The sequence below is a fragment of the Streptomyces sp. cg36 genome (assembly GCF_041080675.1).
Classification (GTDB): Bacteria; Actinomycetota; Actinomycetes; order Streptomycetales; family Streptomycetaceae; genus Streptomyces.
Map to the genome: position 1 here is coordinate 4970800 of NZ_CP163520.1, position 22264 is coordinate 4993063.

Annotated in this window: 26 protein-coding genes, 2 tRNA genes and 1 riboswitch; of the genes, 15 read left to right on the forward strand and 13 right to left on the reverse strand. The window is 68.9% G+C overall.

Features of this window, described 5'->3' with window-relative positions:
• Positions 1-24: 24 nt before the first annotated feature.
• The 6 genes from AB5J87_RS21970 (at position 25) to AB5J87_RS21995 (ending at position 4972) form a co-directional block, all read left to right on the forward strand.
• Positions 25-1482 carry an amino acid permease gene (locus AB5J87_RS21970; RefSeq protein ID WP_369378620.1) on the forward strand — a complete coding sequence of 486 codons (1458 nt, stop codon included), beginning with the start codon at positions 25-27 and terminating at the stop codon, positions 1480-1482.
• Positions 1483-1559: 77 nt separating this feature from the next.
• On the forward strand, positions 1560-1982 hold the full coding sequence (locus AB5J87_RS21975; protein ID WP_369378621.1) for a Mov34/MPN/PAD-1 family protein: 423 nt from the start codon (positions 1560-1562) through the stop codon (positions 1980-1982).
• Between the two features lie 165 nt (positions 1983-2147).
• Positions 2148-2264 carry a putative leader peptide gene (locus AB5J87_RS21980; RefSeq protein ID WP_369378623.1) on the forward strand — a complete coding sequence of 39 codons (117 nt, stop codon included), beginning with the start codon at positions 2148-2150 and terminating at the stop codon, positions 2262-2264.
• Positions 2265-2367: 103 nt separating this feature from the next.
• Complete coding sequence (locus AB5J87_RS21985) at positions 2368-2649, forward strand: MoaD/ThiS family protein (RefSeq protein WP_369378625.1); 282 nt, start codon at positions 2368-2370, stop codon at positions 2647-2649.
• A gap of 14 nt (positions 2650-2663) precedes the next feature.
• Positions 2664-3614, forward strand: coding sequence for a PLP-dependent cysteine synthase family protein (locus AB5J87_RS21990; RefSeq protein WP_369378627.1), 951 nt, complete (start codon positions 2664-2666; stop codon positions 3612-3614).
• A gap of 1115 nt (positions 3615-4729) precedes the next feature.
• Positions 4730-4972, forward strand: coding sequence for a GntR family transcriptional regulator (locus tag AB5J87_RS21995; protein ID WP_369378629.1), 243 nt, complete (start codon positions 4730-4732; stop codon positions 4970-4972).
• A gap of 74 nt (positions 4973-5046) precedes the next feature.
• On the opposite strand, the gene AB5J87_RS22000 is transcribed toward AB5J87_RS21995, so the two are convergent.
• The 5 genes from AB5J87_RS22000 to AB5J87_RS22020 all read right to left on the reverse strand — a co-directional run bounded on the left by AB5J87_RS22000 (position 5047) and on the right by AB5J87_RS22020 (position 8102).
• The gene (locus tag AB5J87_RS22000) at positions 5047-5256 is read right to left on the reverse strand and encodes a hypothetical protein (protein WP_369378630.1); all 210 of its coding nucleotides are present in this window, start codon (positions 5254-5256) and stop codon (positions 5047-5049) included.
• Between the two features lie 92 nt (positions 5257-5348).
• On the reverse strand, positions 5349-6197 hold the full coding sequence (locus AB5J87_RS22005; RefSeq protein ID WP_369378631.1) for a helix-turn-helix domain-containing protein: 849 nt from the start codon (positions 6195-6197) through the stop codon (positions 5349-5351).
• A 7-nt stretch (positions 6198-6204) separates the two neighbouring features.
• Complete coding sequence (locus tag AB5J87_RS22010) at positions 6205-6723, reverse strand: DUF6879 family protein (RefSeq protein WP_369378633.1); 519 nt, start codon at positions 6721-6723, stop codon at positions 6205-6207.
• The gene (locus AB5J87_RS22015; RefSeq protein ID WP_369378635.1) at positions 6704-6970 is read right to left on the reverse strand and encodes a hypothetical protein; all 267 of its coding nucleotides are present in this window, start codon (positions 6968-6970) and stop codon (positions 6704-6706) included. The genes AB5J87_RS22010 and AB5J87_RS22015 overlap by 20 nt, the downstream gene beginning before the upstream one ends.
• A gap of 196 nt (positions 6971-7166) precedes the next feature.
• Positions 7167-8102 carry a major capsid protein gene (locus tag AB5J87_RS22020; protein ID WP_369378637.1) on the reverse strand — a complete coding sequence of 312 codons (936 nt, stop codon included), beginning with the start codon at positions 8100-8102 and terminating at the stop codon, positions 7167-7169.
• 756 nt (positions 8103-8858) lie between these two features.
• Here AB5J87_RS22020 and AB5J87_RS22025 point away from each other — a divergent pair.
• Entirely contained in the window at positions 8859-9218 is a 360-nt protein-coding gene (locus tag AB5J87_RS22025; RefSeq protein ID WP_369378638.1) for a hypothetical protein, read from the forward strand.
• Positions 9219-9340: 122 nt separating this feature from the next.
• On the opposite strand, the gene AB5J87_RS22030 is transcribed toward AB5J87_RS22025, so the two are convergent.
• The 4 genes from AB5J87_RS22030 to AB5J87_RS22045 form a co-directional block, all read right to left on the reverse strand.
• A complete protein-coding gene (locus AB5J87_RS22030) occupies positions 9341-9493 on the reverse strand; it encodes an HNH endonuclease (RefSeq protein ID WP_369378639.1) in 153 nt (50 codons plus the stop codon).
• A 223-nt stretch (positions 9494-9716) separates the two neighbouring features.
• Positions 9717-9790 (reverse strand) — tRNA-Leu (locus AB5J87_RS22035).
• A gap of 726 nt (positions 9791-10516) precedes the next feature.
• A complete protein-coding gene (locus AB5J87_RS22040; protein WP_369378640.1) occupies positions 10517-12235 on the reverse strand; it encodes a recombinase family protein in 1719 nt (572 codons plus the stop codon).
• A gap of 567 nt (positions 12236-12802) precedes the next feature.
• Complete coding sequence (locus AB5J87_RS22045) at positions 12803-13270, reverse strand: type II toxin-antitoxin system PemK/MazF family toxin (protein WP_369378642.1); 468 nt, start codon at positions 13268-13270, stop codon at positions 12803-12805.
• A gap of 199 nt (positions 13271-13469) precedes the next feature.
• Between AB5J87_RS22045 and AB5J87_RS22050 the strand changes: the two genes are divergently transcribed.
• Positions 13470-14222: an MBL fold metallo-hydrolase gene (locus AB5J87_RS22050; protein ID WP_369378643.1), complete on the forward strand. Its 753-nt coding sequence runs from the start codon at positions 13470-13472 to the stop codon at positions 14220-14222.
• A gap of 69 nt (positions 14223-14291) precedes the next feature.
• Here AB5J87_RS22050 and AB5J87_RS22055 read toward each other — a convergent pair whose 3' ends face one another.
• Both AB5J87_RS22055 and AB5J87_RS22060 read right to left on the reverse strand, forming a co-directional pair.
• Positions 14292-15554 (reverse strand): PTS transporter subunit EIIC, encoded by a 1263-nt coding sequence (locus AB5J87_RS22055; protein WP_369378644.1) that lies wholly within the window; start codon positions 15552-15554, stop codon positions 14292-14294.
• Between the two features lie 396 nt (positions 15555-15950).
• Positions 15951-17249 (reverse strand): PTS transporter subunit EIIC, encoded by a 1299-nt coding sequence (locus AB5J87_RS22060; RefSeq protein ID WP_369378645.1) that lies wholly within the window; start codon positions 17247-17249, stop codon positions 15951-15953.
• A gap of 250 nt (positions 17250-17499) precedes the next feature.
• Between AB5J87_RS22060 and AB5J87_RS22065 the strand changes: the two genes are divergently transcribed.
• The 4 genes from AB5J87_RS22065 to rdgB all read left to right on the forward strand — a co-directional run bounded on the left by AB5J87_RS22065 (position 17500) and on the right by rdgB (position 20139).
• On the forward strand, positions 17500-17733 hold the full coding sequence (locus AB5J87_RS22065; protein ID WP_018517946.1) for a glucose PTS transporter subunit EIIB: 234 nt from the start codon (positions 17500-17502) through the stop codon (positions 17731-17733).
• A 550-nt stretch (positions 17734-18283) separates the two neighbouring features.
• Complete coding sequence (rph, locus tag AB5J87_RS22070) at positions 18284-19021, forward strand: ribonuclease PH (RefSeq protein ID WP_369378647.1); 738 nt, start codon at positions 18284-18286, stop codon at positions 19019-19021.
• 96 nt (positions 19022-19117) lie between these two features.
• Positions 19118-19507, forward strand: coding sequence for a hypothetical protein (locus AB5J87_RS22075; RefSeq protein WP_369378649.1), 390 nt, complete (start codon positions 19118-19120; stop codon positions 19505-19507).
• Positions 19508-19536: 29 nt separating this feature from the next.
• A complete protein-coding gene (gene rdgB / locus AB5J87_RS22080) occupies positions 19537-20139 on the forward strand; it encodes an RdgB/HAM1 family non-canonical purine NTP pyrophosphatase (protein WP_369378650.1) in 603 nt (200 codons plus the stop codon).
• A gap of 57 nt (positions 20140-20196) precedes the next feature.
• Here the strand turns inward: rdgB and AB5J87_RS22085 are convergent.
• Positions 20197-20280: transfer RNA gene (locus AB5J87_RS22085), tRNA-Leu, on the reverse strand.
• Positions 20281-20331: 51 nt separating this feature from the next.
• Complete coding sequence (bcp, locus tag AB5J87_RS22090) at positions 20332-20799, reverse strand: thioredoxin-dependent thiol peroxidase (protein ID WP_369378651.1); 468 nt, start codon at positions 20797-20799, stop codon at positions 20332-20334.
• Positions 20800-20933: 134 nt separating this feature from the next.
• On the opposite strand from bcp, the gene AB5J87_RS22095 reads away from it, so the two are divergent.
• The 3 genes from AB5J87_RS22095 (at position 20934) to AB5J87_RS22105 (ending at position 22229) form a co-directional block, all read left to right on the forward strand.
• The gene (locus tag AB5J87_RS22095; protein WP_369378652.1) at positions 20934-21257 is read left to right on the forward strand and encodes a DUF3618 domain-containing protein; all 324 of its coding nucleotides are present in this window, start codon (positions 20934-20936) and stop codon (positions 21255-21257) included.
• A 125-nt stretch (positions 21258-21382) separates the two neighbouring features.
• Positions 21383-21715, forward strand: coding sequence for a co-chaperone GroES (locus AB5J87_RS22100; RefSeq protein WP_100578561.1), 333 nt, complete (start codon positions 21383-21385; stop codon positions 21713-21715).
• A gap of 75 nt (positions 21716-21790) precedes the next feature.
• Positions 21791-21860: riboswitch (guanidine-III (ykkC-III) riboswitch) on the forward strand.
• Between the two features lie 48 nt (positions 21861-21908).
• Complete coding sequence (locus AB5J87_RS22105) at positions 21909-22229, forward strand: multidrug efflux SMR transporter (protein WP_369378654.1); 321 nt, start codon at positions 21909-21911, stop codon at positions 22227-22229.
• Positions 22230-22264 lie beyond the last annotated feature (35 nt).

Consider the following 22264-nt stretch of genomic DNA (forward strand, 5'->3'; position numbering starts at 1 on the left):
CAGCATGGAGAAAGGCGCACCACCATGACCTCAGCGCAGGTCGACAAGCACGACGACCGCTCCGGCAATGAGGCCGTGGGGACCGCCCACGGCGCCGACGCCGAGGGCGAGGGTTACCAGCGGGGCCTCGGCGCCCGCCAGATCCAGATGATCGCCATCGGCGGAGCCATCGGCACCGGGCTCTTCCTCGGCGCGGGCAAGGCCATCTCCAAGGCCGGTCCCAGCCTCATCCTGGCCTACGCCATCGCGGGCCTGGTCATCTTCTTCATCATGCGGGCCCTGGGCGAACTGCTCATGTACCGCCCGGTCTCGGGCTCCTTCTCGGAGTACGCCCGTGAGTTCGTCGGCCCGTTCTGGGGCTTCGTCACCGGCTGGACGTACTGGCTCTTCTGGGTCGTCACCGGCATCACCGAAGTGACCGCCGCCGCCCAGTACATGGCCTTCTGGACGCACAACGACGTCCCGCAGTGGCTGTACGCGCTGGTCTTCACGCTCATCCTGTACGCGGTGAACCTGATCTCGGTGAAGCTCTTCGGCGAGCTGGAGTTCTGGTTCTCCATGGTCAAGGTGACGGCCATCGTCGGCATGATCCTGATCTGCGCCGGCATCCTCACCGTCGGCTTCTCCGACGCCGCCGACACCGCCACCGTCGCCAACCTCTGGAACGACGGCGGCTTCTTCCCCAAGGGCATCGGCGGCACGCTGATGACCCTGCAGATCGTGATGTTCGCCTTCCTCGCCGTCGAGCTGGTCGGTGTCACCGCGGGCGAGTCCAAGGACCCCGAGAAGACGCTGCCCAAGGCGATCAACACCGTGCCGTGGCGCATCGCCGTCTTCTACATCGGCGCCCTGATCATGATCCTCTCGGTCGTCCCGTGGCACGAGTTCCAGCCGGGCGTCAGCCCCTTCGTCGCCGCCTTCGAGAAGATGGGCCTCGGCGTCGGCGCCGCCATCGTCAACTTCGTCGTCCTGACGGCCGCCCTGTCCTCCTGCAACTCGGGCATGTACTCCACCGGCCGCATGCTGCGCGACCTCGCGCTCAACGGCCAGGGCCCGAAGTTCTTCACCAGGCTGACCAAGAGCGGCACCCCGCTGATCGGCACCACGGTCTCGGCCGCGCTGATGCTGGTGGGCGTCTGGATCAACTACAAGGCACCGGGCAAGGCGTTCGACTACGTCGTCTCCTTCGCCACCATCTCCGGCATGTGGGCCTGGATCATGATCCTGGTCTGCCAGATCCGCTACCGCGCCAAGGCCGACCGCGGCGAGCTGCCCCAGTCCTCCTTCAAGGCCCCGGGCGCGCCGTTCACCAGCTGGTTCGCCCTGCTGTTCATCTTCATGGTCATCGTGATGATGGGCATCGACAAGGACTCGCGGGTCTCCCTGTACTGCGCCCCGCTGTGGGGCCTGATCCTGGGCGTCTCCTATCTGGTCCTCAAGGCGCGCAACCCCGAGAACAAGGCGTTCGCCAAGCGTTCGTGACCAGCGCCTTCCCAGCATGCGGGCCGTCTCGTACCACTCCTCGGTACGGGGCGGCCCCTCTGCTTATCCTTGCGGTCATGCTGACCCTGACCCAGGCCCTGTACGACCAGATCGTCGCGCACGCCCGCGCCGACCACCCCGACGAGGCGTGCGGCGTGGTGGCCGGACCGGCCGGCACCGACCGCCCCGAGCGGTTCGTCCCGATGCTCAACGCGGCCCGCTCGCCCACGTTCTACGAGTTCGACTCGCAGGACCTGCTCAAGCTCTACCGCGAGCTGGACGACCGCGACGAGGAGCCGGTGATCATCTACCACTCCCACACCGCGACCGAGGCGTACCCGTCCCGTACGGACGTGTCGTACGCGAACGAGCCCGGCGCCCACTACGTCTTGGTCTCCACGGCGGACGCGGACGGCGCGGGCGACTTCCAGTTCCGCTCGTACCGCATCGTGGACGGCGTCATCACCGAGGAAGAGGTCGAGGTGGTGGCGGCCCACTGAGCCGGGCCGCCCGGCCGGGCCCGCCGTCCCGGGCCCGCCGCACCGGGCGGGCGGGGGCGTGCGGCGCCGCCGCTCCGCACGCCCCCGCCCGCATCCTGAGCGGACCGCGTCCACCAGCTGAGATCACATTCCGGGAAGCGGACCGGGAATCGATACGATGACCGCATGGTTGCCCACGACGTGAGCGAAGAGAAGCCGAGCGGCCCGCTGCTCGTGGCGCGCCTGCACGTCGACCTGTGCCGCCTGGCGAGCGCGATGTGTCCGCGCCCCACCGCCGTCTGAGCCGCGGCAGCCCGCGCACCACCCGTACGTCCGTACCCCGCAGCACCGCGCCAAGCCGCGCGCCCTTGCCTTCCCCTCCCGACTCCCGACAGGAGCCCACGCCATGGCCATCGAGGTCCGCATCCCGACCATCCTCCGCACCTACACCGACAGCGCCAAGGCGGTCCAGGGCAGCGGCGCGACCATCGACGAGCTCTTCAAGGACCTGGAGAGCCGCCACACCGGCATCCGCGAGCGCCTCGTCGACGACTCCGGCGAGCTGCGCCGCTTCGTGAACGTCTACCTCAACGACGAGGACGTCCGCTTCCTCGCGGGCATCTCCACCGAGCTGTCCGACGGCGACAGCGTCACGATCCTGCCGGCCGTGGCCGGCGGCATGGTCTGAGGCCGACCGCCGTCATGCGCTACGACTCCGCGCTGGCCGCCGTCGGCAACACGCCGCTGGTCCGCCTCCCCAGGCTGTCCCCGTCGGACGACGTCCGCATCTGGGCCAAGCTGGAGGACCGCAACCCCACCGGCTCGGTCAAGGACCGCCCCGCGCTCCACATGATCGAACAGGCCGAGAAGGCGGGCCGGTTGACGCCCGGCTGCACCATCCTGGAGCCGACCAGCGGCAACACCGGCATCTCCCTGGCGATGGCGGCCAGGCTCAAGGGCTACCGCATCGTCTGCGTGATGCCCGAGAACACCTCCCAGGAGCGGCGCGACCTGCTGCGGATGTGGGGCGCGGAGATCGTCCCGTCCCCGGCCGCGGGCGGCTCCAACACGGCGGTACGGGTCGCCAAGGAGCTGGCCGCGCAGAACCCGTCGTGGGTGATGCTGTACCAGTACGGCAACCCCGACAACGCGGGCGCCCACTACGCCACCACCGGCCCCGAGATCCTCGCCGACCTGCCCTCCGTCACCCACTTCGTGGCGGGCCTCGGCACCACCGGCACGCTGATGGGGGTCGGCCGCTATCTGCGCGAGCACGTGCCCGGCGTCCAGATCGTCGCGGCCGAGCCGCGCTACGACGACCTGGTGTACGGGCTGCGCAACCTGGACGAGGGGTTCGTGCCCGAGCTGTACGACGCGGCCATCCTGACCAGCCGCTTCTCGGTCGGGTCGGCGGACGCGGTGGCCCGGACCCGGGAACTGCTGCGCGAAGAGGGGATCTTCGCGGGCATCTCCACGGGGGCCGCCCTCCACGCGGCCATCGGCATGGCCAAGAAGGCCGTCAAGGCGGGGGTGGCGGCGGACATCGCGTTCGTGGTGGCCGATGGCGGGTGGAAGTACCTGTCGACGGGGGTCTATACGGCGGAGACGACGGAGGAAGCGATCGCCACCCTCCAGGGCCAACTCTGGGCGTAGCCCCTGCCCCGTTGCCCGGCGGCCTCGGCAGACCCACTTCCGGGGGCGGCCCCTCCTCGGCGGCAACGCCACTTTGCGGGCCCGGCCCGTCGTCGCCGGCGCCGCCACAGCGGGCCCGGCCCGGTCCACTCTTGGCGGACCCACGTCCGGGCCCCGCCCCGACGGGGTCACTTCCCGGGTCCGTCCCTGTCCTTCCCCGGCGGGGCCGCATTACGGGCCTGGCCCGGCCCGGCTCCGCTGTGGCCGGGGGCCGGTTTTCCCCCACCCCGCCCCTTCCCGAAACTCCAGAGTAGGGGTTCTGTCCCGCCCGAGCCTGTTCCGGGCGGGACAGCGTGGAAGGAAGTACTAGCTAACTGCTGAGCGGTGCATCCCGGGCAGTTCGCCCCACCGTGCACGCGGCGGGTACTGGTGGACGTGGTCCGGGCACGCGTACTGAGTGAATCCGGCCCCGCCGCTCATGCTCTGGACGTCGCCGACGATGACAGGAGCGGAAGTCCAGCATCCGCAGAGAGCCAGGACGGGCGGCTTGGCGGGCGTGGGCTCGGAGGTGATCGCGTCGCGGGTCATGCGACCACCCCCGCCGCACGGAACGACTCTGCGGGGAACGCGGCACCCGGGACGGTGCACGGGACATCGACACCCTGTGTGGCGTAGTAGAGGGCCCGGCGCCGCTCCCGCTGGATCCGGAGCTCTAACGTGTCGTCGGCTCGCTGCCCGGACAGGGTTCGGGGCTCTTCCCGGGCGAGGAACCACGGTCCGATGCGGTGGCCCCATGGGGAGGGAATTGACCGCGTGAGGACATGCGGCGCAATGGGAGTGCAGGGCGCGCAGATCACGAGCGGGACGGGCTCGGAAGCCGGGACGGGAACCGCTGAGTGGCGTCCCCGGGCAGGCAGTAACAGGCGCAGCGCCCATAAGAGGGCGCGGGCGATAGCATCGCGCATACGTCGTTCAGCTCCTCTGAAGCTGTTTCGGCGAGCCCCGGCGGACCGTTCCAGCGGTCTGTCGGGGCGTTTTCCTTTCCGAAGGTAGCCACAATGAAGGCACCTGTCTATGGACAGGGGTAGACAGGTGTATCTATGAGTCGATGTGGCCTGATCGATACGGTCCGCATTGTGATGGAGTTCGACCCAACCCGCCCGAAGTGGCAGCAGATCGCGGACGCAGTGAGGCAACGCATCGCCAGTGGCGAGTACCCAGCCCGACACCTGGTTTCCGAGGTACAGCTTGAGAGTGAATTCGGCGTGGCCCGGACAACGGTGCGTAAGGCGACTGCCGCGCTTCGCGAAGAGGGGCTGATCGTCACGACACCGGGCATGGGCTCGTTCGTACGTGATCAAAGCGGAGGCAGTATGTAAGCCCGGTCAGCGCCAAAGGCAAGCGCGTGTGCGGGGTCGCAGCCGCCGCTGCATAACGTCGCCACAGTTGCGTCTCACTGGCGGGCCTGTCGCTTAGCACCGTCCATGTCCGTGCAGCCGGTGTGCTGGTAGACGACCACCGGGCCCGACGGCCGGTTGAACGTTCCCCGCTTGCACACCTCAAGGGACTTGATCGGCTTCATGCACACGGGGCACGTCTCGCCTTTCGGGGCGAACGTCGTGTACTCCCACTGGCTTGCGTCGGTCTCGGTTCTGGTCGCCATCGTGTTGCCGTCCCTTCGCATGGTCCGATGGCAACCACGCTAAGGAGAGCGGAACAGCAACTGCCATGAGCGTGCACGAGCGTGCACGTGAGTTACCCAAGGGCGCGCATTGCCGATGTGATCAGCGCACGAGCAGGGGCGCCGTAGACGGCCAGCGCCGCCAGTTCCGCGAACGTTTCGGCATACATGGCTACCTCGCTGGGCTGCGTGATCGTGAGGTACCCGGAGATCAGCTCGACGTTGACCTGTGCCGAGTCGTAGATCCAGAATCCCTCAGCCGGCCAGCGCTCCCGATCTGAAGTCATGGGCACAACCCCCAGACTGACGTTGGGAAGCGCGGCAACCGAGACCAGGTGACCAAGCTGGCCCAGCATGACCTCGGCGCCGCCGATCCCAGCACGCAACACTGATTCCTCAACGAGGAACGCGAACCGCCGATCCCCCTCGTGTAGGACCCGCTGACGCTCCATGCGGGCGGCCACGGCTTCGGCCACGTCGTCCACCAGGCCACGCCGTCGCTGGATCGCTTGCAGCGCTGCGGTCGTGTAGGGCTGCGTCTGGATCATGCCGGGCACAAGCCACGATGAGTAAGACCGGAATCGGCGGGTTCGCTGGTACAGCGGCAAGCGTGCTTCCTGCGCCCGCTTGAGTCCGGCCCGTTCCATGCGGCGCCACCCGACCCACATGCCCTCGGCGGTCCGGAGCATGGCAATCAGGTCTTCCGTCTGCTCCTCCGCACCGCACGCCCGACACCACGCCCGGATGTCGTCGGCAGACGGGGGCGTACGACCGTTCATGATCCGGGACGACTTGGACCGGCTCCACCCGCAACGCACGGCCAGGTCAAGCTTGGTAAACCCGGCATCCCGGCAAAGCTCCGCAAGCCGATCCGCAAGAGCTTGCCTGGCTTGCTGGGCACTGGAAGAGGCAGAGACAGCCACGGTGCGATCAGCCCGGCCGATACTCCGCGTGGGGGGTCGCACGCTCCCATGCCGCCTCGTACGCCTTCACATACTGCGCAGCCAATGCAGGATCGTCGCGGACCTCCATGCGCGGGTCGGTCCACTGCCCTTCTCCGCTGAAGTGGTGCAGGATCACGGTGTTCTCATCCATGACCCAGCCATCCAGCACGGGGAGCAAGAGGCCACGAGCCCGCGAGCGGGGCAGCCATCGCACGTCCTCGCCCGCAGCCACGTTAGTGAACGTGCCGTCGTACTCATATCTCACGTAGTCGCTCAGTGGCTCGGAGACGACGCGCAGCCGCCGCATGACCACGCCCCGCGCCGTCGTCTCGGCCACCACGTCCAGCCACGACCGCCACCACGACTCGCGGTCGGCTGGATCGTACCGGTGTCCCGCCTGCCAGCGGATGAACTCCGGGTCGTCCCGCATGTAGCTGTCCCGCAATTCCAGGTGCATCGCTGAGCGCTGCGCTTTTGCGAGCCGTTCACGTACCGCTGTTGCCACCGTTGTCCTCGCTGTCCGGGCGGGGGATGAATTGCAGCATGTTCGCGGGGAGCCGGATCATGCTCTCGTGGCCCGGAACATTGGTCGAGTGGCCCGGAACGGACCCGACTTCCTGCGCCTGACGAATGGTCTCCGCATCCGCCGTCCATGACTGGATGATCAGATCACCGGTCGCGTCATCGAGCCAGATCGTGGGCGAGCCGTCATCGGGCGTGTTGGGCCAAATCCCGAGGAACTTTAGAGCCATTGGGCACTCCTCTACCGAGTCGCGTGCACAGACGTGCACGAGCGTCACCCCTGCGTGCGAGCAGGGTCAAGGGCGCATCAGGCCGCGCGGGTGGCGAACTCTTGGCCCATGCCGCTAGGGGGCAGCGCACGCCAAAGCCCCCGCACCCGCCGCCCCGAAGGGTGACGAGCACGGGGGCTCTGGTCGGTGCTGCGGTTCAGCTGGCGAGGACGTTGGTCAGCCGTGCGGCGGCCTTGCCGCCGAAGAGGGCGAGGCCGCAGTAGAAGTCGATGCGGGTGCGGTAGACGGGCTTGTCGTGGGACTCGCCCAGGTCGGTGGTCTGGACGCCGCCGTTGGTCAGGCCGGTGACCCCGGAGTCTGCTTCGGTGGACCCGAAGCGTACGGCGTAGATGTCGCCGGTCTGCTTGCCGCCAGTCCCGGCAGTCATCGGGAGTACGTCGGTGCCGTCCAGCTTCTGCCCGGCATCCAGAAGCGGGATGCCCTTCCAGACCGGGGCGCGCTTCCCGGCGATCTCGGCCGAGAGAAGTTCGGCACCGCCGAGCCGCCGGAACCCGGACTCGATCTTCGCCCGGAGCGCAGCGTTCATGTAGAGCGCTCCGTTCGAACCGCTGATGCCACGCACCTGAGCGACCAGCGCGTCCAACGCATCAAAGAAGTCATGACCGTTGACGACCGGCCCGACACCCTTCGCGTCCAGGACCTGCCCCCCGAACAGTCGCTTGCGCAGGCCGTCGAACCCCTTCGGGTCCACTGCCACATCGCCGTTGAAGAACTGGTCCGAGAAGTGAATCGATGCAGCCTTGACCTTCATCATGACCTGAACGGCTCGCTGGTCGTTCAGGTTGCCCCGGGTCTGCGCGATGAACTTGTCCACATCGGCGTCGCCGCCGAGGATGGCGAGCGTTTCGATCCGCTGGTTCAGCGTTCCAGTGCTTTCCGGGTACGCCTCGTTCACACTCCGGAAGGAAACTCCGGGAAGGGTGGATTCCTCGTTGTACCGGTAGGCGTTGCCCGCCACCTGTATGAGCGGGAGCCGATCCAGGATGGGAGATTCCTGAACGAACGTCTCAATCACGCCACGCTGGAGCTGATCAAGCGAGAGTTTCGCGGATTCGGCAAGAGTCAAAGACACGAGTAATTCCTTAATTCGGTTTGGATGAATCAAAGGGCGCCACTAGTGCTTGCTAGCGACGCCCACAGGAACGGCCTAATCAGCCATGCGATTCTTCTCCCTCCCTGCCGATCAGTCGGGCGGGAGGAGGGGAGTCCCCGCCTGGTCGGCGGGTCAGAAACGGCGAGGCTTGACGCGTTCGGCAGCCCAACCGCCCGGCTGGCGCTTCGCCGTCTCGCGGTTGTGGCACGACGAGCACAGCGGACGCAGCCTGTTGAACGCGTCCGGATCGGCGACCCCTTGCGCAACCAACTGTCGTCGCGACAAAGGGAAGTGGTCAGCGACGGTAGCCGTGCGACCGCACAGCAGACACCACGGGTTGCGGTACAGGTAGTCGCGTCGGATGCGCTGCCACCGTGTGTCATAGCCCCGCTCGGCGCTCGTCCCGCGCTGCTGCTCGGCCTCGCGTCGGTGAGCCTCACAGCGGCCACCAGAGGTCAGCTCGGGACACCCGGGGACAGAACAAGGGGGGCGGGGCTTACGGGGCATGGGGGATCACCTCCAACGCGCTGGGACTGTCGTGTTTGCCGTGCCGAGATCACTCGAATGGTGGAGCGTGCAATCGTCCACCGCATGAGCGGACTTCACGTCCACACGCCCCATGATCACTACGGCGCGCTGGAACGATTCCCCGCGAAAGTTCCATGGTCAGGGGAAGGCTGATGGCCGGATGGTTGGCCGTCGGTCAACGTCCCTCAAACAAAGGGGATCCCCTTCATGCGCATTCCTCGCGCTGCCGGTGCCGCCGTTGGCACCCTCGCCCTCCTCGCGGCCCTGCCCACCCCGGCCCACGCGGACCACGGCACCATCAGCTACAAGTACGGCAACCCGCTCCAGCCGAACCAGGCGAAGACCGGCGTGTACCCCGACGATCTGACGATTCCCGACGACACATGCATCGAGGTCCCCGAGGTGGAGGACAAGCCCTTGCAGAGCGCCTGGGCACCCAAGAACAACAGCCAGAGCGACATCTTCGTCTTCACGGAGCCGGAGTGCCTCGGTGTGCGGACGAAGGTGAAGATCGGCCAGCAGCTCGGAAACCTCGTCCTGTTCAAGTCTTTCATCCAGCCGAGCTGACGCGCACCTGCCCCGGTACGGCATCGCTGCTGTACTGGGGCGGAGCCTTGTCCGGGCTCGGAACGCCCAGGGCAGGGCTTACACGCACGGCGGGGAGGGTGCCAGCGAGAGGGGGGCGGGGGTCATGCAGCACGAGCGGCCCCGAACTCCGTACTCGTCTTGAGCTGGTGGCACCCGTGGCACAGCACCTGAACGTTGCTGTCTACGTCCTCGCCGCCGAGGGACAGCGGGCGCACATGGTCGACGTCCACGCCGTCCGTGGGGAACGTCCCCATGCACCAGTCGCACCAGGCCGTGCCCCTTTCCTGCACCCGTCGCCGGAGCCGGGCCGCAGCGTCATAGCGGGCCGCCCGTCGCCGACCCCGTGAACGGCGGGTGCGGACCGTGGCCCGTCCCTCGAACGTCGCGTGGTGCGCCTTGCAGCGGCCCCGAAGGGTCGCGGGCTCGGTGCAGTCGATACAGCGCATGGTGTGCCCCCTGGTGCTTGTTGTTGTCGAGTGCCCACCCCCGGACTCGAACCGGGAACCTCACGATCTTGAATCGCGCGTCTCTGCCACTTGGACCAGGCGGGCTTGGTTGTCCTCGCCGGCGAGGCGGGAACCACGGGGACCGCACTGCCCACCACCCCTTTCGGCGCCCCACTTGAGGGCGGTTACGTGTGGGCCGTGCAGTCCCCGCGCGTTGCCTCCCAACCCCTGCGGCCACCCCGGTAACGCGGGGCGCGTGGTGCGCGGGCAACGCTCGTTCCGAGAGTCAGGCACTCAGACCGCCTGATGTCCCCCTGTAGGGCGGGTGCGCGGTAATCCTGCTCTCGGAAGTAGTGGAGAGCAGACCTTGCCGGACTCGCTGTGAAGCAAGCTCAACCGGTCTGTCTCCCGGACCTATGTGGAGAGCAGACCTTGCCGGGGCCCACTGGTGGCAGAGTGCCGGACGGTGCCCCGATCTCTCTTCTCTCTTATTTTTTCTATGTATTCTAAAAAAGTGTCGTAAATCGACACTCTCAACACTCTTCGCCTCGCTGTTGAGCTGACCGAGCCCGAGGGCGGGGGCGAGAGCCCACAGAACGCCGTGTGCGCCTGTCTGCGGGCACAGGAAAGCCCCGGCGGTCCCGAGGGACTACCGGGGCGAGACAGGGCGGGTGTACTGCATTCTCGGCTCATGAGTCGTGACATGCACCGCCCCTGACCCACACGCCCATTTCGGTGCGGGGTGCAGTGAGCCTATCGGGCCACCCGGGGACGCCGAGAGCCCCGGCGGGCCAGTGGCCAACCGGGGCATCCTCGGGTTCGTGGGGGCGGTTACGCGGCTGTGGCGAGTGTCTGCGGGGTCAGGTTGCGGTGCGCCCTGGCCCCCGTCGTGGGGGCGTGGTCGGGGTTGTTCTCGGTGGCAAGTTCGTCTGCCACAGCCATGGCCTCTTCAATGGCGGGGTCGAGATCCCCGGTAATGGTGAACTCGACGCGCCGTAGGTCGAGCTTCCGCCACCCGCCCTTCGTTCCGCGCTTGACCATGAGTCGTGCCCCGACGTCCACGAGCATGGTGCGGCGTGCCACGGTATCCGCGCTGTTCCAGTCGCCGCCGTAGGTGCGGCCGGTCGGGATGGTCTCGCGGCGGGGTTCGGTTTTCTTCCGTGATTCCAGTTCTGCTAGCCGGGAGTCGAGTGCGTCCGCGTGGCGCTGCCAGGATGCTTGTGCGGTCTTGGACTTCTGGCGTCCCTTCTGCTTCTGGTGTTCCTCGAACTCGGCGAGGGTGGTGTCAATCTCGGGCTGTGGGTCGTAGCCGGGTATCTCGGTGGTGCGGGTGATCTGTACGGGGCCGACCAGGCGGAGGAACTCGCTGTTCACGTACTGCTCGGCCCAGTCAGCACGCACGATGGACGGGGCGGGGCAGTCCGATCCGTACTTGTAGGACGAGCACGAGTAATAGCCCTTGTTCAGGTACATGCGGCTGCCGCAGCCGTCACAGTGGATGACGCGCAGCAGCAGCGCCCCGGAGTCCTTACGCACGGGCGGACGCTCGGTGACGGGCTTGGGGGCCAGCAGCGCGCCGACCTGGTCGAACTCCTCGCGGGTGAGGATCGGGGTTTCGGCAGCCAAGACGGGGTTGCCCTGGTCGTCGCGGACCGGGTTGCCACGGTGGAGCTTCCACCCGAGCAGTGCCGGGCTGGTCAGCATCTTGATGATGGTCTTGTCCCGCCACTGTGCGGGCTTCCGCTTCGGAGAGGTGCTTTCCTCGGGCTCTGCACCGTTGTTCTTCGTGCGGGCCTTGTAAGCGGCCCAGTGGGCGGACGGGGACAGGACGCCGTCAGCGTTGAGCATCCGGGCGATGGCGAGCGGGGCGAGGCCGGACACCAGCGCGGCGATGATGCGCTCGATGACCTTGACTGCGATCGGGTCGGGGACGAGTGTCCAGCCGATGCCGCCGTGTTCCTTGGGCATGGGGGCGGGCAGGTAGCCGTAGCTGGGCTTGCCCCCGCCCCGCCAGCGAAGCGGCATCTTCCGCATGGCCGCTTGCGCGCCGGTTACGCGGTCGCTGGTGGACTGTGTCTCGACTTGTGCCGCGAACGCGAACATCATCATCATGAGTTCGCTCATGGGGTCCATGGGGTTGCGGAAGTCGAAGACGAGCCGCCCCGTGCCGCCCAGCCCCTCGGCGAAAATGATCATCTTGCGGTGTGTGCGGGCCCACTTCGCAAGCTCGTGCATGTCTTGCATGGACCGGATGGCGCGGTCGAAGCGCCAGAAGACCAGGGCGTCGAAGTCGGCGGGGCGCTTGAGCCACGCGCCGAGCTGCGGACGCTCGAAGGGGCCGACCTTGGACGCGGACACGTCCAGGTCGACCGCTTCACGCAGTGCGGCGCCCTCGCCGAAGCTGATACCGAGGGCTGCCGCCGCCTGATCGTCGGACTCACGCTGACGCTCGGGACTGGTGGTCTCGTCCGTGCGCACCGACAGGCGGACACAGCGCACACCCCGAAGGGGCGCTGTGAGCGGGCTACTTACGTTTTCGTTGTTCTCCATGGCCTTACGGGGAGCGCGAAGGTTTCTCGCGCCAGGACTGACCTGCGTAGATACCGCTACGTGTTTCTTCATGCCCTCTGTGGAGGGCAGGGCTTGCCGCGACTGCTTGACCTGGGACGACGCGACCATGATCCGAGGACTCCAGAACTGTCAGTCTGGAACCTCGGGGCTTCCCGAAAGCCCTTGGCCGGGCGGCTTGCGTGTTCGCCTGCGGCCCGGTGGGGGCCGGTCGCGCAGTTCCCCGCGCCCCTGGGGGCTGGGGGTTCGGGTTTGCCTGCGGGCCGTGCCGGGATGCTCGCGCAGTTCCCCGCGCCCCTTCCAGGCCGTCGCCCCTCCGCGGACCGTGCCCGCGTCCCGCGCCGTTCCCCGCGCCCCTTGAGGGGGCGGGGAGTCAGTGGGACGGGGGTAGGTGCCTTGTCTTTAGGGGCGCGGGGAACTGCGCGAGCAAGCCCCACCGGCCCGCAGGCGACGGACTGCCAAGGGGCGCGGGGAACTGCGCGACCGGCCGCGCACGGTCCGCGGGCGGAGAGCCGTACCGCCGGCGCATGCCGCCCCGCCGGGGACCGCTCACCCCGCCAAGTAGCGGACCTGGTCCCACACGGTCGGGTCCACCACCCCCACCCGCCGCCGGAACGCCCCCGCCCCCACCTCCCGCAACTCATCCGTCTCCAGGAAGCTCGGCCGTCCCTGCGCGTCCCCGACCGAGCCGGGCGGGAGCGGGATCACCCCGGCCTGCTCCTCGTGGAACTTGCTGGTGATCTTGGCGACCAGCACCCCGCCGCCCCGGGCGGACAGCACCAGGCAGGGCCGGTCCTTCGAGCCGGGCCCGTCCTCGTACGGCACCTCCGCCCACCAGATCTCCCCGGGCTGCGGCCCCCGCCCGCGCGGACGGGCCCCGCCGGGCCGCCCGGGCGGCCGTACGCGCCCCCCGGGCCGGGCGGGCCGCGGCCGTACGCGCCCCCGCCCGTCGACCACCGCGGCGACGAGGGCGGCCGCGACCACCGCCGCCACCGCGATCCACCAGGACGTGTCCATAGCGCAGACGTTACCGGCGCCCCGCCCGCCGCGCGCGCTCCGTCCGCACACCGCCCGAACCGGTGACAGCGCAGGTGAGTTCCCCCACAACGGCCCGCCACTGAGGAGCGACCGGCAGTGCGGCGCCTTACGCTCGACGCACCGCACGACCTCCCGTCCCCATCCCCGTCCCCTTGCCGCTCCCGGAGGTTCACGCTCCATGAAGCTCACCGTCGTCGGCTGCTCCGGGTCGTTCCCGTCCGCGGAATCGGCCTGTTCGAGCTACCTCGTCGAGGCCGACGGCTTCCGGCTGCTCCTCGACATGGGCAACGGCGCCCTGGGCGAGCTGCAGCGCCACATCGGTCTCTACGACCTCGACGCGATCTTCCTCAGCCACCTCCACGCCGACCACTGCATCGACATGTGCGGCTACTTCGTGGCCCGCTACTACCGCCACGAGGGCGGTCGCTGCGCCCCCATGCCGGTGTACGCGCCGGAGGGCGCCGAGCAGCGGCTCACCACCGCGTACGCCGACACGCCCTCCAGCTCCTCGATGAGCGAGGTGTTCGACTTCCACACCCTGAAGTCCGGCTCGTTCGACATCGGCCCCTTCTCGGTCCGCACCGAACGGGTCTGCCACCCCGTCGAGGCGTACGGCATCCGCGTCGAGCACGGCGGCGCCACCCTCACGTACTCGGGCGACACCGGCGTCTGCGAGGCCCTGCACGAGCTCGCCGAGGGCGCCGACCTGTTCCTGTGCGAGGCGTCCTTCACACACGGCAAGGAGGACATCCCGGCCCTGCACCTCAACGGCCGCGAGGCGGGCGAGCACGCCGCCCGCGCCGGGGCGGGCCGGCTGGTGCTGACCCACATCCCGCCGTGGACCGACGGCGAGGTCAACCTGGCGGACGCCCGCACGGCCTACTCCGGCCCGGTGGAGCTGGCGGCCCCGGGCGCGGTGTACGAGGTCTGAGCGCGTACGCGAAGAAGGGCCCCCGGAACTCTCGGTTCCGGGGGCCCTTCCGCGTATCACCGACGAGGCTCACGCCTTCGTCAGGTCCTCGACCTCCTCCTCGGGCTCGCGGCCCGGGGTGGTGAGGTTGAACTTGGTGATCGCGAAGCGGAAGACCACGTAGTAGATCGCCGCGAAGACCAGGCCGATCGGGATGATCAGCCACGGCTTCTCCGCGAACTTCCAGTTCAGCAGGTAGTCGATGGCACCGGCGGAGAAGGTGAAGCCGTGGTGCACGCCCAGCGCCCAGGTGACGGCCATGGAGACGGCGGTCAGGACCGCGTGGATCACGTACAGGACCGGCGCGATGAACATGAACGCGAACTCGATCGGCTCGGTGATGCCGGTGACGAACGAGGTGAGCGCGAGGGAGACCATCATGCCGCCGACGGCCTTGCGGCGCTCGGGACGGGCGGTGTGGGTGATGGCCAGGGCCACGGCCGGGAGGGCGAACATCATGATCGGGAAGAAGCCGGTCATGAACTGTCCGGCGCTCGGGTCGCCGTGCATGAAGCGCTGGATGTCACCGTGCCAGACGGCGCCGGACGGGTCGGTGTAGGTGCCGATCTCCTGCCAGGCGACGGTGTTCACGAACTGGTGCATGCCCACGGGCAGCAGCGCGCGGTTGACCGCGCCGAAGATGCCGGCGCCGACGGAGCCGAGGTCGGTCATCCACTCGCCGAAGGAGGTGATGCCGTCACCGATCGGACCCCAGACCAGGCCGAAGAAGACGCCGAGCGCGGTGCCGATGAAGGCCATGAGGATCGGGACGAGGCGGCGGCCGTTGAAGAAGCCGAGCCAGTCCACCAGCTTGGTGCGGTGGAACCGCTGCCACACGACCGCGGATATCAGGCCCATGACGATGCCGCCGAGGACCTTGGGGTCGTTGTAGGTGGCGGCGACGTCGACACCGTTGTTCTTGGTCGTGTTGACCACGGCGTCGGTCACCGGGAACGCGGTGAGCACGTTCTTGTAGACCAGGAAGCCGACCAGCGCGGCCAGGGCGGTGGAGCCGTCGGCCTTCTTGGCGAAGCCGATCGCGACACCGATGCAGAACAGCAGCGGCATGTTGGCGAAGACCGCGTCACCGGCGGTCGCGAAGACCTTGGCGACCTTGTCCCAGCCGAGACCGTCCTTGCCGAAGACGTCGTCCTGGCCGAGGCGGAGCAGAATGCCCGCGGCGGGCAGTACGGCGATCGGCAGCTGCAGGCTGCGACCGACCTTCTGCAGACCCTGGAACAGGCCGGCACCCCGCTTCTTCGCGGGCGCCGCCGTAGCGGTGGCCGTACTCATCAACTTCCTCCAGTTGGCAAGGCGCCGCCCGGGGACAGGGAAAGTACGGGGGGACGGCGGCGTCTCAGGGGGGAACGCGGTCAAGCCCGCGTGGTCTACACCATTGAGTGGTGTAGACCAGTTGTAGCACGGTGAGGGTTAGATAAGGAACCTGCAATTTTTGTGGCCTCGGCCATACATTCCGGCAAGCCGGACAAAGGCCCCGGACGCCAGGGGCCGGGGCCTTTGCTGAAGGGCTCTTCGGTTATGCCGCCGTTATTGCCGCGCGACGCCGCCGTTATGAAGACACTTTGCGTAAACGCGCGATCCCGCTGGGTTTATGGCCCGCTTCCGGCCGCGCGCGGCAGCCGCTCGCGCCCGGACGGCCGCCCGCTCCCGCCTGCGCGGGAACCCGGCTCACGCCTTCGTGTTGTCCCGTTCGATCTCCTCCTCCAACTCCTCCGGCTCGCGCCCGGGAGTCGGGAGATTGAACTTGATGATCGCGAAACGGAAGATCGCGTAGTAGACGGCAGCGAAGACCAGGCCGATCGGAATGATCAGCCACGGCTTCGTCGCCAGGTTCCAGTTGATGGCGTAGTCGATCAGGCCCGCCGAGAAACTGAAGCCGTCCTTCACGCCCAGCGCCCAGGTCACCGCCATCGACACACCCGTCAGCACCGCGTGGATCGCGTACAGCAGCGGGGCGATGAAGAGGAACGAGTACTCGATCGGCTCGGTGATGCCGGTGACGAACGAGGTCAGGCCGACCGAGAGCATCAGGCCGCCGACCTGCTTGCGCCGGTGCGGCTTGGCGCAGTGGGTCATCGCGAGCGCCGCGGCCGGCAGCGCGAACATCATGATGGGGAAGAACCCGGTGGTGAACTGGCCCGCGTGCGGGTCGCCCGCCAGGAACATGGTGATGTCGCCGTGGACCACCGACCCGTCCGGCTTGGTGTAGCTGCCGAACTGGAACCAGATGGGCACGTTCAGGAACTGGTGCAGGCCGATCACCAGCAGCGCGCGGTTGGCGACGCCGAAGATGCCCGCGCCCCAGGCGCCCAGGCCCACCAGCCAGTCGCTGAAGTTCTCCAGGCCGTCGCCGATCGGCGGCCAGACCCACAGGCAGATCGCGGCGACGGCGATCGCGACGAACGACATGATGATCGGGACGAGCCGCCGCCCGTTGAAGAACCCCAGCCAGTCCACCAGCTTGACCCGGTGGTAGCGCTGCCAGAACCAGGCGGCGAGCAGCCCCATCACGATGCCGCCGAAGACTCCGGGGTTCTGGTACGTGAGGGCCGCCACCGTTCCGTCGTTCGCCTGGCAGCCCACCGCGATCGCCTTGGCGCCGGCCGCGCAGTCCTTGGGGAACTGGTGCAGCACGTTGTAGTAGACGAGGAATCCGGTCACGGCGGCGAGCGCGGTGGAGCCGTCCGCCTTCTTGGCCATGCCGATGGCGACGCCGACGCAGAACAGCAGCGGCAGCCCGATGTTGGCGTCGAGCAGCGCGCCGCCCGCGCCGGCCATCACCTTGGCGACGTCGTTCCAGCCGAGCCCGTCCTTGCCGAACACGTCCGGTTGGCCGAACCGGTTGAGGATGCCTGCGGCGGGCAGTACGGCGATGGGGAGCTGCAGGCTGCGGCCCATCTTCTGGAGGTTCTGGAACGCGTTGTTCCACCACTTCGGCCGGTCCACTGCCGCGCTGTCGGAGCTCATCCGCACCTCTCCGTCCTGCCGGAACAAGCCAGTTCCGGCGTGCGTTGCACACTGGTGTAGACCAGTTGCGGTATCGTCCGGAGCCTGGCCGTACGGGCGCGGTAACCGGTGATCGCCATCCTTGGCCAGCGCGCGGACGCTCGCTCGCGTAACTGGGCCAAACGTGCGTTACGGTGACAAAGCGGAACCAGGGTCGGACGGATCCGTGGTGCCCCGCCACAGCGTTCTTTGAAAGAACTGGGAGACAGACATGGCCAGCAAGGCTGAGAAGATCGTCGCCGGGCTCGGCGGTATCGAGAACATCGAAGAGGTCGAGGGCTGCATCACCCGCCTCCGCACCGAGGTCATCGACCCGAGCAAGGTGGACGAGGCCGCGCTGAAGGCCGCGGGCGCGCATGGCGTCGTGAAGATGGGCACCGCGATCCAGGTCGTCATCGGTACGGACGCCGATCCGATCGCGGCGGACATCGAAGACATGATGTAAGCACGCGAGTGCTGCCGGAGGAGGGGCCTTCCCCCATGGGGGAAGGCCCCTCCTTCCTTCTGCTCGGCCTATCACCTGCGGCCCGCGCCGGGCCGCTGAAACCCGCCTTCGCCTGCGGACCGGCGGGGGCTTGTCGCGCAGTTCCCCGCGCCCCTGTTGGGCCCGGTGTTCGTCTGCGGGCCGGTGGTGGGTTGCTCGCGCAGTTCCCCGCGCCCCTTCGAAACCCGCTTTCGTCCGCGGGCCGTGCCCGCGTCTCGCGCAGTTCCCCGCGCCCCTGAAGGCGCTGCCCGAGCTGGGTACTCCGGCTGCCGGGTACCCCCAGGGGCCGAGCCGACTTCTCCGGCTGCCGAGCACCCCCTAGGGGCGCGGGGAACTGCGCGAGAAGCGACCACCGACCCGCAGGCGAAGTACGGGCGAATCAGGGGCGCGGGGAACTGCGCGAGGAGCGACCACCGGGCCGCGGGCGACGAACAACCCCCCATGCGGCGCAAGCCAGGGGGGTCCGGGGCTCCGCCCCGGGGGCGAGGCGCCCACGAGCTACGCTCGGGGCATGTCTCGTATCGACGGCCGCACCCCCGACCAGCTCCGCCCCATCACCATCGAACGCGGATGGAGCAAGCACGCCGAGGGCTCCGTCCTCATCTCCTTCGGCGACACCAAAGTCTTCTGCACGGCCTCCGTCACCGAGGGCGTCCCCCGCTGGCGCAAGGGCAGCGGCGAGGGCTGGGTGACCGCCGAGTACTCGATGCTCCCGCGCTCCACCAACACCCGCGGCGACCGCGAATCCGTCCGCGGCAAGATCGGTGGCCGCACCCACGAGATCTCCCGCCTGATCGGCCGCAGCCTGCGCGCCGTCATCGACTACAAGGCGCTCGGCGAGAACACCATCGTCCTGGACTGCGACGTCCTCCAGGCCGACGGCGGCACCCGCACCGCCGCCATCACCGGCGCGTACGTGGCCCTCGCCGACGCCGTGAGCTGGGCCCAGACCAAGAAGCTGGTCAAGGCGAACCGCCAGCCCCTCACCGGTACCGTCGCCGCCGTCTCCGTCGGCATCGTCGACGGCGCCCCCCTGCTCGACCTCTGCTACGAGGAGGACGTCCGCGCCGAGACCGACATGAACGTCGTCTGCACCGGCGACGGCCGCTTCGTCGAGGTCCAGGGCACCGCCGAGGCCGAGCCCTTCGACCGCAAGGAGCTCAACGCGCTCCTCGACCTTGCCACCGGCGGCTGCGCGGACCTCGCCGCGCTCCAGGTCGAGGCGCTGGGCCGCACCCTCGGCGAGTAAAGGGGCAACCAAGAGGGCCGCTCCCGGCGTCCCTACGAGCACGGGCGTACGGGCCGAACCGTACGCCCGTCCGTACACCCCGGGGAGGACCCGTCCATGCGCAGTAGCCGCCGCCGCGCCCTCGCACTCGCCGTAGCGACCGCCGCCCTCGCCGTGCCCGCGGCCGTCGGGTGCGGCGCCGTCAGCAAGGCGCTGGACTGCGTCCAGACGGCCGACGCGATCGCCTCCAGCGTCGACGACCTCGGCCGCGCGGTCTCCAACGCCGCCGACGACCCGGCACGGGCGGACCGGGCCCTCAACGACATCGACAGCAACCTGTCGTCGCTGAAGAAGAAGACCGACGACACCGACCTCTCCAAGGCGGTCGACAACCTCAACAAGGCGGTCGGCAACGTCCGTTCGGCGATCAAGAACGGCGACAACACGCCGGACATCAGCCCCGTCAAGGACGCGGCCAAGGAAGTCGGCAAGGTCTGCACACCGTGACGCGCGGGGCGCCCGACGATACTGGGGGCATGACCCGCCTGATCCTCGCCACCCGCAACGCCGGCAAAATCACCGAACTCCGCGCGATCCTCGCCGACGCCGGCCTGCCCCACGAACTCGTGGGCGCCGACGCCTACCCCGAGATCCCCGACGTCAAGGAGACCGGCGTCACCTTCGCCGAGAACGCGCTCCTCAAGGCCCACGCCCTGGCGCGCGCCACCGGCCTGCCCGCCGTCGCCGACGACTCGGGCCTGTGCGTGGACGTGCTCAACGGCGCCCCCGGCATCTTCTCCGCCCGCTGGGCCGGCACCCACGGCGACGACAAGGCCAACCTCGACCTGCTGCTGGCCCAGCTCGGCGACATCGACGAGCCCCACCGCGGCGCCCACTTCTTCTGCGCGGCGGCCCTGGCCCTCCCCGACGGCACGGAGCGCGTGGTCGAGGGCCGCCTCCTGGGCACCCTCCGCCACACCCCCGCGGGCACGGGCGGCTTCGGCTACGACCCGGTCCTCCAGCCGGAGGGCGAGTCCCGCACCTGCGCGGAGCTCACGGCCGACGAGAAGAACGCGATCAGCCACCGGGGCAAGGCGTTCCGGGCGCTGGTGCCGGTGGTGCGGGAGCTGCTGGGCTGAGGGCCGGAACACAGAACGGCCTGCGCGTCGATCCCTCGAAGCGCAGGCCGTCCGCGGTGCGGCCGGGGGGATTCGAACCCCCACGGGTGTTACCCCACCGGGACCTAAACCCGGCGTGACTGCCAGTTCCACCACGGCCGCGGGCCGTCCGCCATCGTAGCGGGCGGCCGGCCGGGGCGGGGTGGAGAGGGGCTAGAGCCCCAGGTCCTTGATGATCTTCGCGACATGGCCGGTCGCCTTCACGTTGTACAGGGCGCGCTCGACCTTGCCCTCCTCGTCCACGATCACCGTGGAGCGGATGACGCCCGTCACCGTCTTGCCGTACAGCTTCTTCTCGCCGTACGCCCCGTACGCCTCCAGGACCTCCTTGGAGGGGTCGCCGACCAGGGTGACCTTCAGGCCCTCCTTCTCGCGGAACTTCGCCAGCTTCTCCGGCTTGTCGGGCGAGACGCCGATCACGTCGTAGCCGTGGCCGGTCAGGAACTCCAGGTTGTCCGTGAAGTCGCACGCCTGCTTGGTGCAGCCGGGGGTGAGGGCCGCCGGGTAGAAGTACACGATGACCTTGCGGCCCTTGTGGTCCGCGAGCGAGACCTCGGTGCCGTCCGCGTCGGGCAGGGTGAAGGCGGGGGCGGTGTCGCCGGGGACGAGTCGCTCGCTCATGGGATCTTCCTCCGGAAGGAACGGAATGGGCGTACTCCGGGAGAGCCTAATGGGGGCCTGTGACAGTGCATCGGCGGCGGAGCTGACAGACTGTCGATGACGGAGATCCACAGACAGCGACGGAAGGCGGCGCAGTGTCGGAAGCCAGGACCCCTGCGCAGATCGAGGCGGACATCAGGAGCCGCCGTGATCAGCTCGCGGTGACGCTCGACGAGATCGGCGTGCGGCTGCACCCGTCGACGATCGTCGGCGACGCCAAGGCGAAGGTCGCCTCGACCGTGGACCGGACGGCCGGGCGGGCGTTCGTCGCGGTCAACCGGACCGTCTCGGACGTGAAGGCGCAGTTCGTGAACGAGGAGGGCGCCCCGCGCGTGGAGCGCATCCTGCCGGTCGCGCTGCTCGCCGTCGGGCTCGTCGGCCTGCTGGCCATGTCGTCGGCGAAGAAGCGCCGCGACTGACGGTCGCCCACGCGCGCGTGGGCGACGGGGCGGCCCGTCGTGCGCCACGCGCCCCCTCCCGTCTTCCGCGCCCCTTCCGTGCCCCTTCGGCGTACGGCGGGGGCGCGGACAGGTAGGTTCGGGGCGTGAGCGAGAACACCCACGACAAGCTGCCCATCCGGATGCTGCACGACCGCGTGCTGGTCCGGTCCGACACACCCGAGGGCGAACGGCGCTCCGGCGGCGGCATCCTCATCCCGGCGACCGCCGCCGTCGGCAAGCGGCTGGCCTGGGCCGAGGTGGTGGCGGTCGGGCAGAACGTACGGACCGTCGAGCCGGGGGACCGGGTGCTGTACGACCCGGAGGACCGCGCCGAGGTGGAGGTGCGCGGCGTCGCCTACGTACTGATGCGGGAGCGCGATCTGCACGCCGTCGCCTCGGAGCGCGTGTCCGAGGACTCCACGGGGCTCTACCTCTGACCCTCCGGTCCGGCCGCCGCACCGGCGGCCAACAGCGTGTCCAAGGGCTGGTGACTGCCGTCACCAGCCCTTTCGGCTGTTCTTTGCTACCTTTGAGGGACCCCGACGAGACGCGTCGTACCGGGTCAGGACAAGACGACGCACCCCGCGCGGACAGCCGTACGCGCGCGTACGTCTCTCGGAGGTGCCTGTCATGGCCTGGGTCCTGCTCGTCGTCGCCGGTCTGCTCGAAGTGGGCTGGTCGATCGGGATGAAGTACACCGAGGGGTTCACCCGGCTGTGGCCGAGCGTGTTCACCGGTGCCGGGATCGTCGCCTCGATGATGCTGCTCTCGCAGGCCGCGAAGTCCCTGCCGATCGGTACCGCCTACGGCGTGTGGGTGGGCATCGGCGCGGCCGGTGCGGCGGTGCTCGGCATGGTGGTGCTGGGCGAGCCCGCCACCGCCGCCCGGATCTTCTTCGTCTGTCTGCTCCTGGTGGCCGTGATCGGCCTCAAGGCGACCTCCGGCCACTAGGACCGCCGGCCACGGTGAGCCGGGTACGGGACCGG

Coding starts and splice junctions, on each gene's coding strand:
- AB5J87_RS22065 (WP_018517946.1), top strand. CDS start 17,500: ATGGCCAGCAAGGCTGAGAAGATCGTCGCCGGGCTCGGCGGTATCGAG.
- AB5J87_RS21975 (WP_369378621.1), top strand. CDS start 1,560: ATGCTGACCCTGACCCAGGCCCTGTACGACCAGATCGTCGCGCACGCC.
- AB5J87_RS22060 (WP_369378645.1), bottom strand. CDS start 17,249: ATGAGCTCCGACAGCGCGGCAGTGGACCGGCCGAAGTGGTGGAACAAC.
- AB5J87_RS22030 (WP_369378639.1), bottom strand. CDS start 9,493: ATGGGGACGTTCCCCACGGACGGCGTGGACGTCGACCATGTGCGCCCG.
- AB5J87_RS22045 (WP_369378642.1), bottom strand. CDS start 13,270: ATGGACACGTCCTGGTGGATCGCGGTGGCGGCGGTGGTCGCGGCCGCC.
- rdgB (WP_369378650.1), top strand. CDS start 19,537: ATGACCCGCCTGATCCTCGCCACCCGCAACGCCGGCAAAATCACCGAA.
- bcp (WP_369378651.1), bottom strand. CDS start 20,799: ATGAGCGAGCGACTCGTCCCCGGCGACACCGCCCCCGCCTTCACCCTG.
- AB5J87_RS22105 (WP_369378654.1), top strand. CDS start 21,909: ATGGCCTGGGTCCTGCTCGTCGTCGCCGGTCTGCTCGAAGTGGGCTGG.
- AB5J87_RS22055 (WP_369378644.1), bottom strand. CDS start 15,554: ATGAGTACGGCCACCGCTACGGCGGCGCCCGCGAAGAAGCGGGGTGCC.
- AB5J87_RS21970 (WP_369378620.1), top strand. CDS start 25: ATGACCTCAGCGCAGGTCGACAAGCACGACGACCGCTCCGGCAATGAG.
- AB5J87_RS22040 (WP_369378640.1), bottom strand. CDS start 12,235: ATGGAGAACAACGAAAACGTAAGTAGCCCGCTCACAGCGCCCCTTCGG.
- AB5J87_RS21985 (WP_369378625.1), top strand. CDS start 2,368: ATGGCCATCGAGGTCCGCATCCCGACCATCCTCCGCACCTACACCGAC.
- AB5J87_RS22075 (WP_369378649.1), top strand. CDS start 19,118: ATGCGCAGTAGCCGCCGCCGCGCCCTCGCACTCGCCGTAGCGACCGCC.
- AB5J87_RS21980 (WP_369378623.1), top strand. CDS start 2,148: ATGGTTGCCCACGACGTGAGCGAAGAGAAGCCGAGCGGCCCGCTGCTC.
- AB5J87_RS22050 (WP_369378643.1), top strand. CDS start 13,470: ATGAAGCTCACCGTCGTCGGCTGCTCCGGGTCGTTCCCGTCCGCGGAA.
- AB5J87_RS22000 (WP_369378630.1), bottom strand. CDS start 5,256: ATGGCGACCAGAACCGAGACCGACGCAAGCCAGTGGGAGTACACGACG.
- AB5J87_RS22025 (WP_369378638.1), top strand. CDS start 8,859: ATGCGCATTCCTCGCGCTGCCGGTGCCGCCGTTGGCACCCTCGCCCTC.
- rph (WP_369378647.1), top strand. CDS start 18,284: ATGTCTCGTATCGACGGCCGCACCCCCGACCAGCTCCGCCCCATCACC.
- AB5J87_RS22015 (WP_369378635.1), bottom strand. CDS start 6,970: ATGGCTCTAAAGTTCCTCGGGATTTGGCCCAACACGCCCGATGACGGC.
- AB5J87_RS21990 (WP_369378627.1), top strand. CDS start 2,664: ATGCGCTACGACTCCGCGCTGGCCGCCGTCGGCAACACGCCGCTGGTC.